Origin of the sequence: Segatella oris (assembly GCF_900637655.1) — a bacterium.
Taxonomy (GTDB): Bacteria; Bacteroidota; Bacteroidia; order Bacteroidales; family Bacteroidaceae; genus Prevotella; species Prevotella oris.
On sequence record NZ_LR134384.1, the window covers coordinates 1,440,224 to 1,452,210 of the forward strand.

Here is an 11,987-nt window from a genome sequence, read left to right on the forward strand (position 1 = left end):
CACCGTAAACTTCCACCTCTGATGAAATTGGAAAAGTGAAAGGCTGAAAATTGTAGAAGTACAGATGAAGAACAAGCAGGTGAAAGGGTAGGCAAGTTGCTTTTTTACCTGTTTGTTTTTAATCTTTTCTTTTTTACATTTTCACCTTTTTAGCTTATCAATACTCCCTTGTTCCCCATTTTTCGGCTATTTCTTTCATGATAGCAGGCTTGCATATTCCATAGAAATTATGGGCACGTGCAGTTTCATAAATGTTTTTGCAGTCTTTCATCAGCACGGCTGTCCATGCAGTTTGGTCCCATGTAGCATCAGGATCATCAGGCATCATATATTCTTCAAACCTTTTGCGCATCTTGTATTCTGAACTGGCAAAATAGCAGAATATGTGCGCTTTCTGCTCAATATTGAAATGATTGACATTCATGTTGTTCTCATCTTGCAGTAATTGCGAGACATAAAGTGCAAAATGCTGGTCATAATAATCATGGTCATTGCCAGTTGTATTCCTTTCAATGGTTTCGATTAAAGGCGTGTTCACGATGAGTTTATCATTTCCCGATTTCGTGAATATGTTCTGGAAAAAGGTTGTTGGTGACTCTTCATTGCTGGTGAAAGTCCATTGATTGAGTAGCTGGTTGCCATAATATTTGTAGGTGTAGAATAGTTCGTGTAGAATATCTTCACCCCCATATATATCGCCAATACCACCATAGCCTTCTTCAAATTCCTTATTGGTTGTCATGGTTTTCAGTATCTTGAAAGCAGTCGCATCATCATAAATCACAAAATTGTTGAGGGCCATAATCTGCTTGAAAAAACACGAACTCAGCACAATTTTGTCGCCTTGAATTGATATCAAATCATTGAGTAGCCAATTGAATGTTACGATTCCTTTCTCACACAATGCATAATATGTGCTGGCAAAGTCGTAGCTTCCATCACTCGATAGTGACTGATAAGGCTTGGCATTATTCGTATCTATCTGTTTACCGAAGACTGCTTTTATCCGCTTTTGGAATAAGTCAGCTGACGGCTTTTTATATCCATGTGTCTGCAGATAGTATTCCACAAAGGGGAGAGTCAGCATAAAATCTTCCTTTGTTGGCTCATATCTGGGTTGGGATTGGTCATCACGGAAGTCACCACCACACCATGCCAACTCCTGCAATTTCAGGTGTTTTTTCAAGTTGTTCCAGTCAATGCCCATTGCTTTCAGCTGTTCTTTTGTGAGAATGCTGTCATATTTTGTAGGAAATGTCGTTGGTTGTTGGCTTGCTGTTACGGCCTTTTCTTTGGTTTTTGTGCTGCACTGGATAGGCATGACGGCCACTGCAAACAGCAATATTAAGGGCAGTGTTTTTTTCATATTGTTCTTTTATTGCGCTCAGTAGAATTTTCTTTATTTTGTTGATACACTCTGTTTATGCTATTGTTGTCGTAGCAAGCACTGCTGAGTAGCGGATTGTTGCTGACCAACGAGAGTGTTCAACCTTCGCAAAGGTATATTATTCTGCATTAATTTCCAAATTTTTGAAGCGCAGTTTTGTTGAGTTTATTCTTGTTTTAGGGTTAAGCAGAAACAATCAAAAGCCCTGATGAGCGTCCATTAGAATGCTTGCTAAATCCACTGTCGCTTCCATTTTGCTCCTTTTGCGCTTGTCTTTTGGCCCATTCGATGCTGTAAAGTTTGTTCTGATAGGCCATGAATTGGGCACGCGTTTTGCTCCCAGGGCGCATCAGATTGGCTAAATAGTCCTTGGCATCAGCATTGTCTTTGATTCGTTTGGCATGCGATTGGCAGTAGAGTTGAAACCAGAAAAGCAGATTACGGCGCACAACAAAGTTTGTTCGCACGGCAAGATTAGCGATGCGTTCGAGGCTTGTCATGTAGTCGTTGTCTTGATAAAGCTGGCTTAACAGGTTGCGTGTCACGCCCATTTCTACTCTTGAGAATTGGGTTTCTGATGCATGTTCGGGCTGATGTTGCATTTCTGTTTGCTGTCTCTCCCATTGTTTTGTGACACAAGATGTAGCTGCATGTATAGCTGTTATATTTTCATTTCTCCTCAAAATCCTCCCGTCGGCGTCGAACTCCCCTCCTTGGGAGGGGTTGGGGGAGGTTCCCCTTGGTTTAATGGAGGCTCCCTTTCTCTTTTTCTCTTTCGTCGTTATTTGTTCTTGTTCTAGTTCTTTGTTCTTAGAAAAGCTAACTTCTTGATTATCAAGAGGTTCATTTGTTAATTTATCTAAACTTCTGTTTGACTTTTCATTATTTGCAGAATAATTGCCGAAAAACTACTGCAAATATGGACTGAAAAGTATTTTATTGTTGCTGTTGATTTGGAACAGCGAAGGAAAGTCATTGATGATTTGCAGAATAGTCTTTTGACTCTTATGGCAGGCATGGGCAATTTCAGATATAACATAGAGTGGGGCGCGGCAGTCGGTGCGACGCTCTATGAGGTATTTCATCATGAATACAGCAATTCCCCAGCCTGCAATGCCATATTTTTCTCTCAGCATAGTCATGTCATAGGAGTTGAGAAACGAGATTTCAAAACGCATATGAAGTGTAGATTTGTTCATGGCACGGTGGTTACGGGCTGCCATGTTGCCCCTTTGCATATGATTATTTTCCATGAAATAGATTATTGTTTGTTATCCTTTTGCAAAGATACAAAATTACGACCCCCATTTGCAAATTTTTAAAGGAAAAAATAATAAAAAAATGAAGTGGAGGTCCTGAATTTCTAATCTCAGGCATGTTGTCGTGTAATCTGTGTTGAATTGCATTGCAATCTACGTTAAAACATGGTGTAATCTGTATCAAAATACGATATGAAATGAGCTGTAGCAAAGGTATGGAGATGCAGTTCTGATATCAGGGGCTATTAAATATATGTAATATAGAGAAAGGAATGCAGTTCTTTCATTCCTTTATTTTTTCTGAAAAAAATCTATCATTTAGGTCTAAGTAATTGGCTATCAACAGCCTTGTGAGTTATGAAATGCAGTAGGTAATGATTTAGCGACCTATCTTCTACAATGATATACAACGCTTTGCATAACTCGGATAACCTATTGCAAAGGTAATACTATCTACGGAGAAAGATGAAACTTTCTCCGTTTTTCTTTTCTAATAGTTGTCTGTTCAGACAATAGTTTTCATTCTTTTCGTCTTATTCCTCACGATTATGGCAGCCTTTCTTGTGAAGGCTGCCTTTCATTTTTTCGCTCTGTCCTCTCAGGTGTTCCACTCCACATTCTACTCCATGTATTCGCATCGGGATCGGTTGTTCGTTGTCAGCGGCAAAGGTAGTTCCGGGCTTCCACGGACAAAAAAGGTCGGGGCGGCAAGCCGTTTAGACGACAATCTCCACACTTCCATTTCATTGCAGGTAGTATTCTCGCCGTAAAACCTTGTTCGTCCTAAGCCCTACCTTTTTACGCCCCTGAAACGAAAACGACTGACCCGACGGAAAGACGCATAAAAAAAATGTCGGAAACGAGAGGACAGAGAAAAAGAAAAACGGAAACTCAACTCCCTCACCTCAAGAATCCGCATAAAATCAAAAAATCAGACAAGATGAAACTGAGATACAAAATATCAATTTGGGTGGCACTTGCACTCGCAGGCTCTCTCCTTTGGGGCGGAAGCGTCTGGCTTTGGCTGGTAGGGATATGTGCAGGGAAATTCCTCATTCGGCTACTCCTTACCATCACTTTGGCAATCGCAGTGTACATCTTGGCTTATGCCCTCATCATTGGGGCAATACTTTGGTTACTCATTTCTTAAACAGACAGATATATGAAAAGAAGAAGCAAGACAATCGCACAACAATGCAGATACTACGAAGTGGACAACATCTTCGAGTATATGGTATCGGTTTACCTCAACGGAAACATATCCGCCTTTGGGGAACTATACAAGGAACTCAATCGGAAAGACAGAAAGGAGTTTATCACCTATCTCTTTTCAGAGGTTGCCCCTACCCATATCCAAGAAATCATTTTAGCAACAATCTAAATATAGGAACAATGGAAGCATTCAGATTTTACCAAGACAGAAAGGTTACTTGTTGGGAACGCACCCGATTTGAAGTAACAGGCGAGAATTACGAGGAAGCCGTTGCCCTTGTCAAGTCGTGGCAAGGTGAGGACGTACTCTGTTTTGAGGACAACGAGAAAGTCATCATTACGGACGGAGAAACATTATATGACACCTCCGAAAGCCTATCCGTAGAGGAAAACGGAGGAAAACCAACTATCGAGGTCTTTGCGGACAATGGAGAAGACATCATCAATAATGCAACCCGATAACACCAAATGAATATGAGAACAGAAACAAGAACATACGAGGTATATAACCTTCACGAACTGACAAGAGAGGCACAAGCAAAGGCACACAGCCATTGGGCAGAACATTTCAACTATGGTTGGGACGAAGAAAACCGAAAGACATTGCAAGCCTTTGAACAGATATTCAATATCAAGGTGGACAGATGGTCATACGATGATTATTCCTATTGGTATCGTTTCACTTCTCCTTACAGTGAGGAAGAAGATAATTTGAAAGGGGTTAGACTTCTGAAATACCTTGTCAATAACTATTGGAACGACTTGTATATACCCAAAACCATTTGGGGACACAATTACAAGACAAAGCGCAAGAGCCGTGTATTCGTCACCAATGATTGTGTTTTGACGGGCTATTATATGGACTATGAGATATTACAGCCTATATACGACTTTCTGAAAGCCCCCGACAACACCACCCTTTACGAACTTATGAACAAGTGCTTAAACGGCTTTTTCAAGGCTTGCAGGGACGATATGAAATACCAACTCAGTGAGGAAGCCTTTGCCGAGAGTTGCGAAGCCAACAACTACGAATTCCTATCCAACGGAACATTATTCAACTGATTAAAATATCAAAGACAATGAAAGGTACAGAACATTTCAAGGACGTTATCCAAAACTATTTGGAAACGAGAGCATCATACGATGAACTCTTTGCGGAGAGTTTCCACAAAGAGAACAAGAGCATAGACGAGTGTATTACCTACATCTTGACGGAAGTCCAAAGAATGGGGTGTGCAGGTCTGTCCGATGAGGAGGTATATTCCCTTGCCGTGCATTATTACGACGAGGATAACATCGAGGTGGGCAAGTACATCAACTGCCAAGTCGTGGTAAACCATACTATCGAACTCACGGAGGAGGAAAAAGCGGAAGCAAGAAAAAAGGCTATCGAGCGATACCAAGCAGAAGAATACCGCAAACTTACCACCAAGAAACCCAAAGTGGAGAAGCAGGTGGAACAGCAGATAGCACAACCCTCACTATTCGAGTTTTAACCCTCTAAACAACAAAAGAAAATGGAAGCAACGGATTTGAACGAAGCACGCATCTATGTAGGCACTTATGCCAAGTACAACAACGGCTCATTGCAGGGCGAATGGGTGGAACTTTCGGACTTCTACGACTTGGACGGCTTTATGAAGCGTTGTGCCGAGATACACGAGGACGAGGAAGAACCCGAATATATGTTCCAAGCGTGGGAAGAAATCCCCGATAGTCTGATAGACGAGAGCCATTTGGAGGAAACCTTCTTTGAACTTCGGGACGAATTGGACAGACTGAACGACAAGGAGAAAGAAGCCTTTTGGATATGGGCAGATGGCAACAACATCCAACTCACCCAAGACGCATACAGCCTTGTAAAATCTTTCCAATCCGACTACATAGGAAATTATGCAAGCAAGGAAGATTTTGCGGAGGAACTTGCGAAAATGGAGAATGAATTATCCGATTTTGCACTGAATTACTTCGACTTCTCCAAATATGCCGATGACCTTTTTTGTACGGACTTTTGGTATAAGGATGGCTATGTATTTCGGAACAACTAATTGAGGAGGACAGATTATGAAACCGAGAAACAAGTTTGAAAAGGCAGTACTTGCCGAGAGCAAACACCTTCGCCCGATAACCAAGACGCAGAGCAAATGGGCATTCCGTGCGTGCATAGACCATTTCGCCTACCGACTGCCCAAAGGTCGCACAACGTGTATGGATTGTGGACATAGTTGGACAATGGTAAAATCAATGGACACTTGCACCTGCCCCCATTGTAAGGCAAGGTTGCAGGTCAAGGAAACCTTTGAACGCAAGATAAGACAGAGGCAATACTTTACGATACTTACCACTTGTGGAGAGTACCAAGTATTAAGAATGTTTCTTCTTTCTGTGGAAATGGAGAAAGGTTGCAAGGCATCATCATACACTATTGAAATCGGTCAGTATTGGTGGAACGCACAAGGACGAAAGAAGATTGTTGCCGTTCAGAGAGTATTGGGCAGATACATTGATACCTTTTCCTATTGCTCGCCTATGGCAGTGAGAAACGACAACGAAGCCTACCGCCATATATCGTACTCTCCGATATATCCTAAGTTCAAGGCTACGGAAGCACTCCGCAGGAATGGATTTAAGAATGATTTTCACGACATCGCACCAACTGTTCTCATTCCAGCCCTATTGTCCGACAGCCGTGCGGAAACATTGATTAAAGCAGGCAAAACCGAACACCTGAAATACTTTCTTGACAATTCGAGGGCATTTGACGCTTGTTGGCAATCCTATAAAGTCGCCACTCGCAACGGCTATGACATAGAGGACATTTCGATATGGTGCGACTATGTGGATATGCTCCGCAGATTGGGCAAGGACATACACAACCCAAAGTATGTTTGCCCCACCGACCTGCATAGGGAACACGACCTAAGACAACACGAACTCCGCAGACAAAGGGAAAAAGAAGAGAAGGCGAAGAAACGCAAAAAGGCAATGGAGGACGAGAGACGTTTCCACGAACTCAAATCCAAGTTCTTCGGTATCTCATTCACGGACGGCACAATCCAAGTCCACGTCTTGGAGAGCGTGCGGGAACATTTGGAAGAGGGTGTGGCAATGCATCATTGCGTATTCGACAATGCCTACTATCTCAAAGAGAACTCACTTATCCTTTCGGCTACCATTGAGGGCAAACGGATAGAAACGATTGAGGTCAATCTGGACACGCTCAAAGTGGTGCAAAGTCGTGGCGTATGCAATCAAAACACAGAATACCACGACCAAATCGTGAGCCTTGTCAATGCCAATCGCAAATTGATAAGGCAGAGAATGAAAGCGACAGCATAAGAAACAACTACCAAAACATCACAGAATATGAAAGCAGAAATAGAAAGCATCGTATGCAACTGGGCGGACGAGATACCCCATATCCTTATAAGGATAATCAATGCCATTACCCTATCCACCAACGAGAAGGAATTGAGGGCAGCCGTCAATCGGATAGCCGAAGAAACGGAACTTGACAAGTTCTTTGCATACGGCTATGGCGCACACCATTTTTGGCTTACCCACCGCAGGTTATTCAATGGAGAGCCAAAGGAACACAGATTATTAAAGGTTGAATTTTGAGAATATGAAGAAGAAAGTTTACAGAGTACGGACGCAGTACATTTTCAAGGGAGTTTTTGAGGTAGTTGCCGAGAGCAGAGAAGAAGCACGACAAAAGGTCATTCAGGATTGCGGAATGGTGATGGGTGGAAACATTCACAGCACCCTGCCCGATGAGGAAATCAATTGGGCTTTCTCCACGCACCCCGAAGTAAGGACGGGACGGATAACCATTCAAGAAAAACAGACAGAGTAAAGCGGTCGGCAAATCTGCCGACCGCTACTTTCTTTCGTGAGCTTCGAGCGGACAAAGAAAGTAGCAAAGAAACCCGAAGAAAAGTACCTCGTTACTTTTGACAGTGAGTTGAGACGGCTCAAAAGTAACAAAAAGCCATTAGCCCAAAAATCTTTTATAGCGATTATATAAATCTATTTATCACTGCTCTATCTTCTTCTGGGACATTATTTATAGAGGGTTTGAAGGTAATCTGCGTTTCATCTATGTCCTCAATATGTTCACCTAAGACTTCAATATCCTCATAACTCATTCCATAACGTAACATCCAAATATATCGTTCATTATCTGTTCCATATTTAATATACTTTGCTAATTTAAGAGCTCTTTCATCGCGATTTGATAAATAATATTTTTTCAGGGCTGCATAATATATATCACTCAGTTTAAACCCAATCAATTTATCCAAATAATCATATGTATCATAGACGATAGTATCGTAATCAACATCTCGTGCAAGAGTATTTGGTTTAAACAAAGAATAACGTTTGAGCATTTTATTAGGAATATCGTTGTAAGAAACAAAATAACTAGCGAAGATATTATTTGTATTCTTTCCTTGTCGCTCTCTTAGTTCTCTCTCTTGTGTTTTGCTTGCATAAGAATACCTATACCAGCAGATATTCTTAAATGTTTTCCCATAAACACGCCATAACATTATTTTGATAGCTGTCGATAATACATCCCTCTCTGCATCTACCAAACTTCTGCCAAGATACATTTCATACAATGTTATGAAATATCCATACAAATCAAGTTTGCATTTCAAATCATTGCTGATTTCATTTATATTAATAAGAGTATCATCAGGAAACACGAAATCTAAGAGCTTCTTTACTACATCATGCACTTCATTACTTTCCAATTTCTGTAGTTCACTATTTGTTAGGTTATAGTCGTCAGAAAATGTGCCGTTTAATATGGCATCCTTAAAAGTATTATAATCATCATCGTGTATGGTTTCTGTTTCGAGTGCAGAGACATCATCAAGGGTTTCATTCTGAAGCATTATACTTCTAAATTTTGACATCTTATTAGATGAATTGATAATAACATACCCGAAATCAAAATCCAAATCTGTTGTAGAACGACCTGCTCTTCCTATAAGATTCTTAACCGACAATGGCTTACTTCCTTCAAGTCTATCCAAAAACACAATATCAAAAGGCATATTGATGCCTTGTTCCAATGTTGATGTAGCAAAGCACAAACGGCAAAAACCAGACTTTGTGAATTTCTCTATTATAATTCTTGTTTGTAAAGGAAGAGAACCATGGTGAATAACAATACCTCTTCTTAGCAAAGATAACATTTGCGAAAAATAATTTTTATTAGCAATAGTATCTCCTCCAGTATATCTTTTCAGATTATCAAGGTAAATATCAACATCTTCTGTATTCAAATCTGCGCAAAGATTAATGTATTTCTCAAACTTATTGAGAAATGATTTGTTGAGAATGGAAGATTTTGACACATAAAACAAAATGGATTTACCATTACGGATGGCTGCCTCTATAGGATCATCTTCACATAAAACTTTTGTTTTTCCCATTAAATCTTTTTCCACTCCGAAATGATAGAATCTCTCCTCATCCATACACATGAATAGCTGTCCAACATTTTTCTGTTCATACCGAAATGCTTTAGATGTTTCTTCATCAAAATGATTTTTCTTTATCTGGGAGTCTGGATTCGCTACAAATGGATGGGCAAAAACAAATTTTGCCTCTGGAAAAGATTTTTGGCATCGTCTTACTATACTATCAAAATACAATCCTCGCTTACTTTCCTCATCACTTAATTGTGCCTCATCAAATAAGAAAAGTTCTACATTAAAGTCTTCGTATTTGAATAGTTCTCGGCACCTTTCTGGAGTTACAATAAAGATACTGCGATTTGCTTTTCTTGTATTTATCTTATCAATGAATGTAAGGATATTTACACTCTTGTCAGTAATAGATCTGTTAAGTTTAATATAAAACTCATTTATCAACGCCCTCGACGGAACAATAATCACAACATCGTGTTGAGATTCTTTTATTAGATTAAAAAAAACATACGATTTACCAGTACTTGTTGGCGCAGAGAAACTAAAACACTTATTATTCGATATATTATGTACTATATTTGCTTGAACAGGTGTGTACAAATGGGCAAATTCTTCCCAGATACAATCACGGTATAAAGAAAAGACCTTGGATTTAAGAGTATTAGATTCTACCCCTTTGTAGAAAGCTCCTATATAGTTGAGTATTGATTTCTTGTATTTCTCAAAAACGTCTTTCTGGTAAAGGGATAGATATGAAAGGATCTCCATATCAGATATATTTGTTGGTCCGTTAGTATATATCCGATTTAGTACGAACGAGACTATCTCTTCAATGTTCTCTCCGTTTTTTATTTTATATATTAAGTTTTCCATATCATTCTATTGACAAATATCTACAGCGACTAAAATGAGTTCTTTATGAGAGGAAAGATTTTGGTAATTATTGTTGTTTTTGATATTACCGATAAGTCTTTCTGTAGGAGTACTCTTACTTGAAAATGCAGCAATAAATCCTTTGTTTCCATTACATACTTCATCACATGAAGTTTTTGGACATAGGTTTTGTATATCGAGTAAATCTGCGACATCTCTTTGCTCTGTGTGAAATCTATATATTTGCTCCAACGCTCTGCCATAAGCATTCTGCTTTGCAACATACTTAGCTTCTCCGAATAAAATTATATCAGACTTATTCATTGAATAGAAATCAAAACCGGGATTCCCTGATTTTTGCTCCTTAATAAGCTCTCCTAAGGGAATGTCTAAGTAATCTAATTGCTCTACTATTGTGCTTCGAGCAATTTCAGAAATGACATATTCTGCAGAATCTGATGTTAGGGAATCATCTCCTTCATGAATAATATTAGACGAAATATAATCTATTGTGCTTTGGAATCGGACAGAAAACGTTTGCTTCAAAAAACTGTTGTCAAATTTCATAATCCAACTATTATTTGACAATGATTCAAAAACTGACCTCAATGTCAGTTTTATATTCGTTGGTTGTATTCTAAAGAATCTGATATGAGGTTCAACTTCAAGAGACTCTATGATTTCATAACCGCGTTCAACTTCATCCATTTTACAAATTATTTTTCGCAAAGGTACTCATTCATAACGAGAAAGGCGAAGGAAATGGTAGGGAAACGCCCCTTGCGGAGCATAAAAAATGTCGCAAGAGGCGTTTTTGATAATTAGGGTACATAAAACAGGGTAAATTCCACCTTTCGCCGTTTGATAAGACCTCTGAGGACTTTACCCTTGTATCGGCAGAACGAGACATATTCACGGTAAATATCCCTATCTCCCAACTCCAATTTTCGGACAAGGATACTCTTCGGTCGCTTGCCATTTCCCAAGAGGCGATACTCGCCTACATTGTAGGATAGAACGGTGAGCAGGAGCGCATCTTTACCAAACCTTTGGAACGAAGCAAAACGCTTCATCAGGTCTGCTCGAAGCAGGGAATCCGCCTGCCGTTCCGTCATCGCCGCCGTGAACCGCTCTCCGGGCAGAAGCCGATGTCCGTAACCCACATAAGGATAGTCCTTCCAAGTATGTAAGCCCTCGAAGTGCTTAATGCAGACCACGGCACGCTCGAAAGGGGGTAAAGAGAGAAGTGTATTCCTTCCGTCTTGAGCAGAAAGCTGCAAGCAGGACAAGCAAACAAGGCAAAACAATAAGGAGAGAAGTTTACTTCCTATCCTCATCCTTCTTCTCCTTTTCCTCATCCTTCTGACTGTTGAACTCAAACGAGAGTTTCACAGTCTGTCCGAAATTATCCTCCACATACACGTCTATTGTCTGCTGGTCGGTGGAAGCGGAGGTGTAGTATAACCTGAACTCTTCCTTGTTGAGCGGATAGCGGTCATTGGGCTTGAAGACCGTACCGTTATCCATCTTCAATCTCCCCCTGCCATCGGGTTGGAAATAACGGATGGTGTAGCGTGCCTCTTCAAACCGTCCCTGCCGTTTGAGCGTGCAGCGTATCTCTGCCGTCTGCCCTTTTGTGATGTGCTTCTGCACCGGCATCGTCTCTACCGTGAACGGGTATGCCTGCTGAATATCCAACTCGTGATCACAAGCAGATAGACAAAACACGGCAATGGAGAGTACCCCCATTACCCAAATCGTATTCAATATATTCTTCTTCATTGTTCGTTACATTTTAATATTATACAC

17 protein-coding genes are annotated in these 11,987 nt (G+C 40.3%); 10 read left to right on the plus strand and 7 right to left on the minus strand.

All coding sequences use genetic code 11. The features are described from left to right. Positions 1 to 157: 157 nt before the first annotated feature. The 3 genes from EL210_RS05890 to EL210_RS14030 all read right to left on the minus strand — a co-directional run bounded on the left by EL210_RS05890 (position 158) and on the right by EL210_RS14030 (position 2,640). The gene (locus tag EL210_RS05890) at positions 158 to 1,366 is read right to left on the minus strand and encodes a hypothetical protein (protein ID WP_018920010.1); all 1,209 of its coding nucleotides are present in this window, start codon (positions 1,364 to 1,366) and stop codon (positions 158 to 160) included. Positions 1,367 to 1,569: 203 nt separating this feature from the next. After that, a complete protein-coding gene (locus EL210_RS14025; protein WP_018920011.1) occupies positions 1,570 to 1,989 on the minus strand; it encodes a DUF7833 domain-containing protein in 420 nt (139 codons plus the stop codon). A gap of 306 nt (positions 1,990 to 2,295) precedes the next feature. After that, the gene (locus EL210_RS14030; protein ID WP_018920012.1) at positions 2,296 to 2,640 is read right to left on the minus strand and encodes a Lin1244/Lin1753 domain-containing protein; all 345 of its coding nucleotides are present in this window, start codon (positions 2,638 to 2,640) and stop codon (positions 2,296 to 2,298) included. A gap of 554 nt (positions 2,641 to 3,194) precedes the next feature. On the opposite strand from EL210_RS14030, the gene EL210_RS13775 reads away from it, so the two are divergent. The 10 genes from EL210_RS13775 (at position 3,195) to EL210_RS05950 (ending at position 7,717) form a co-directional block, all read left to right on the plus strand. Next, entirely contained in the window at positions 3,195 to 3,416 is a 222-nt protein-coding gene (locus EL210_RS13775) for a hypothetical protein (protein WP_232000453.1), read from the plus strand. 170 nt (positions 3,417 to 3,586) lie between these two features. Continuing rightward, the gene (locus EL210_RS05910) at positions 3,587 to 3,796 is read left to right on the plus strand and encodes a hypothetical protein (protein ID WP_025879496.1); all 210 of its coding nucleotides are present in this window, start codon (positions 3,587 to 3,589) and stop codon (positions 3,794 to 3,796) included. A 12-nt stretch (positions 3,797 to 3,808) separates the two neighbouring features. Continuing rightward, positions 3,809 to 4,027 carry a hypothetical protein gene (locus EL210_RS05915; protein ID WP_004365312.1) on the plus strand — a complete coding sequence of 73 codons (219 nt, stop codon included), beginning with the start codon at positions 3,809 to 3,811 and terminating at the stop codon, positions 4,025 to 4,027. A gap of 11 nt (positions 4,028 to 4,038) precedes the next feature. After that, positions 4,039 to 4,320, plus strand: a complete 282-nt coding sequence (locus tag EL210_RS05920) for a hypothetical protein (RefSeq protein ID WP_018920015.1) — start codon at positions 4,039 to 4,041, stop codon at positions 4,318 to 4,320. A 12-nt stretch (positions 4,321 to 4,332) separates the two neighbouring features. Continuing rightward, positions 4,333 to 4,923: a hypothetical protein gene (locus EL210_RS05925; protein ID WP_025879495.1), complete on the plus strand. Its 591-nt coding sequence runs from the start codon at positions 4,333 to 4,335 to the stop codon at positions 4,921 to 4,923. Positions 4,924 to 4,940: 17 nt separating this feature from the next. After that, a complete protein-coding gene (locus EL210_RS05930; protein ID WP_018920017.1) occupies positions 4,941 to 5,357 on the plus strand; it encodes a PcfK-like family protein in 417 nt (138 codons plus the stop codon). 21 nt (positions 5,358 to 5,378) lie between these two features. Continuing rightward, positions 5,379 to 5,909, plus strand: a complete 531-nt coding sequence (locus EL210_RS05935) for an antirestriction protein ArdA (RefSeq protein WP_018920018.1) — start codon at positions 5,379 to 5,381, stop codon at positions 5,907 to 5,909. 16 nt (positions 5,910 to 5,925) lie between these two features. Beyond that, positions 5,926 to 7,200, plus strand: a complete 1,275-nt coding sequence (locus tag EL210_RS05940; protein ID WP_018920019.1) for a PcfJ domain-containing protein — start codon at positions 5,926 to 5,928, stop codon at positions 7,198 to 7,200. A gap of 27 nt (positions 7,201 to 7,227) precedes the next feature. Further along, on the plus strand, positions 7,228 to 7,482 hold the full coding sequence (locus EL210_RS05945) for a hypothetical protein (RefSeq protein ID WP_004585657.1): 255 nt from the start codon (positions 7,228 to 7,230) through the stop codon (positions 7,480 to 7,482). A gap of 4 nt (positions 7,483 to 7,486) precedes the next feature. Then, positions 7,487 to 7,717 (plus strand): hypothetical protein, encoded by a 231-nt coding sequence (locus EL210_RS05950; RefSeq protein ID WP_005847779.1) that lies wholly within the window; start codon positions 7,487 to 7,489, stop codon positions 7,715 to 7,717. Between the two features lie 163 nt (positions 7,718 to 7,880). Here EL210_RS05950 and EL210_RS05955 read toward each other — a convergent pair whose 3' ends face one another. From EL210_RS05955 to EL210_RS05970, 4 genes are all read right to left on the minus strand, one after another. Continuing rightward, positions 7,881 to 10,178, minus strand: a complete 2,298-nt coding sequence (locus EL210_RS05955; RefSeq protein WP_004585662.1) for a DEAD/DEAH box helicase — start codon at positions 10,176 to 10,178, stop codon at positions 7,881 to 7,883. A gap of 6 nt (positions 10,179 to 10,184) precedes the next feature. After that, the gene (locus EL210_RS05960; RefSeq protein ID WP_018920020.1) at positions 10,185 to 10,886 is read right to left on the minus strand and encodes a hypothetical protein; all 702 of its coding nucleotides are present in this window, start codon (positions 10,884 to 10,886) and stop codon (positions 10,185 to 10,187) included. Between the two features lie 113 nt (positions 10,887 to 10,999). Then, a complete protein-coding gene (locus EL210_RS05965; RefSeq protein WP_004585664.1) occupies positions 11,000 to 11,515 on the minus strand; it encodes a glycoside hydrolase family protein in 516 nt (171 codons plus the stop codon). Beyond that, a complete protein-coding gene (locus EL210_RS05970; protein ID WP_025879494.1) occupies positions 11,499 to 11,960 on the minus strand; it encodes a DUF3872 domain-containing protein in 462 nt (153 codons plus the stop codon). Before EL210_RS05970 ends, EL210_RS05965 begins: the two co-directional genes overlap by 17 nt. Positions 11,961 to 11,987 lie beyond the last annotated feature (27 nt).

Bases quoted from the DNA above. Each gene is read 5' to 3' on its own strand.
- EL210_RS05960 (WP_018920020.1), bottom strand. From the start codon at position 10,886: ATGGATGAAGTTGAACGCGGTTATGAAATCATAGAGTCTCTTGAAGTT.
- EL210_RS13775 (WP_232000453.1), top strand. From the start codon at position 3,195: ATGGCAGCCTTTCTTGTGAAGGCTGCCTTTCATTTTTTCGCTCTGTCC.
- EL210_RS05910 (WP_025879496.1), top strand. From the start codon at position 3,587: ATGAAACTGAGATACAAAATATCAATTTGGGTGGCACTTGCACTCGCA.
- EL210_RS14025 (WP_018920011.1), bottom strand. From the start codon at position 1,989: ATGCAACATCAGCCCGAACATGCATCAGAAACCCAATTCTCAAGAGTA.
- EL210_RS05920 (WP_018920015.1), top strand. From the start codon at position 4,039: ATGGAAGCATTCAGATTTTACCAAGACAGAAAGGTTACTTGTTGGGAA.
- EL210_RS05945 (WP_004585657.1), top strand. From the start codon at position 7,228: ATGAAAGCAGAAATAGAAAGCATCGTATGCAACTGGGCGGACGAGATA.
- EL210_RS05940 (WP_018920019.1), top strand. From the start codon at position 5,926: ATGAAACCGAGAAACAAGTTTGAAAAGGCAGTACTTGCCGAGAGCAAA.
- EL210_RS14030 (WP_018920012.1), bottom strand. From the start codon at position 2,640: ATGGAAAATAATCATATGCAAAGGGGCAACATGGCAGCCCGTAACCAC.
- EL210_RS05950 (WP_005847779.1), top strand. From the start codon at position 7,487: ATGAAGAAGAAAGTTTACAGAGTACGGACGCAGTACATTTTCAAGGGA.
- EL210_RS05970 (WP_025879494.1), bottom strand. From the start codon at position 11,960: ATGAAGAAGAATATATTGAATACGATTTGGGTAATGGGGGTACTCTCC.
- EL210_RS05955 (WP_004585662.1), bottom strand. From the start codon at position 10,178: ATGGAAAACTTAATATATAAAATAAAAAACGGAGAGAACATTGAAGAG.
- EL210_RS05925 (WP_025879495.1), top strand. From the start codon at position 4,333: ATGAGAACAGAAACAAGAACATACGAGGTATATAACCTTCACGAACTG.
- EL210_RS05890 (WP_018920010.1), bottom strand. From the start codon at position 1,366: ATGAAAAAAACACTGCCCTTAATATTGCTGTTTGCAGTGGCCGTCATG.
- EL210_RS05935 (WP_018920018.1), top strand. From the start codon at position 5,379: ATGGAAGCAACGGATTTGAACGAAGCACGCATCTATGTAGGCACTTAT.
- EL210_RS05915 (WP_004365312.1), top strand. From the start codon at position 3,809: ATGAAAAGAAGAAGCAAGACAATCGCACAACAATGCAGATACTACGAA.
- EL210_RS05930 (WP_018920017.1), top strand. From the start codon at position 4,941: ATGAAAGGTACAGAACATTTCAAGGACGTTATCCAAAACTATTTGGAA.
- EL210_RS05965 (WP_004585664.1), bottom strand. From the start codon at position 11,515: ATGAGGATAGGAAGTAAACTTCTCTCCTTATTGTTTTGCCTTGTTTGC.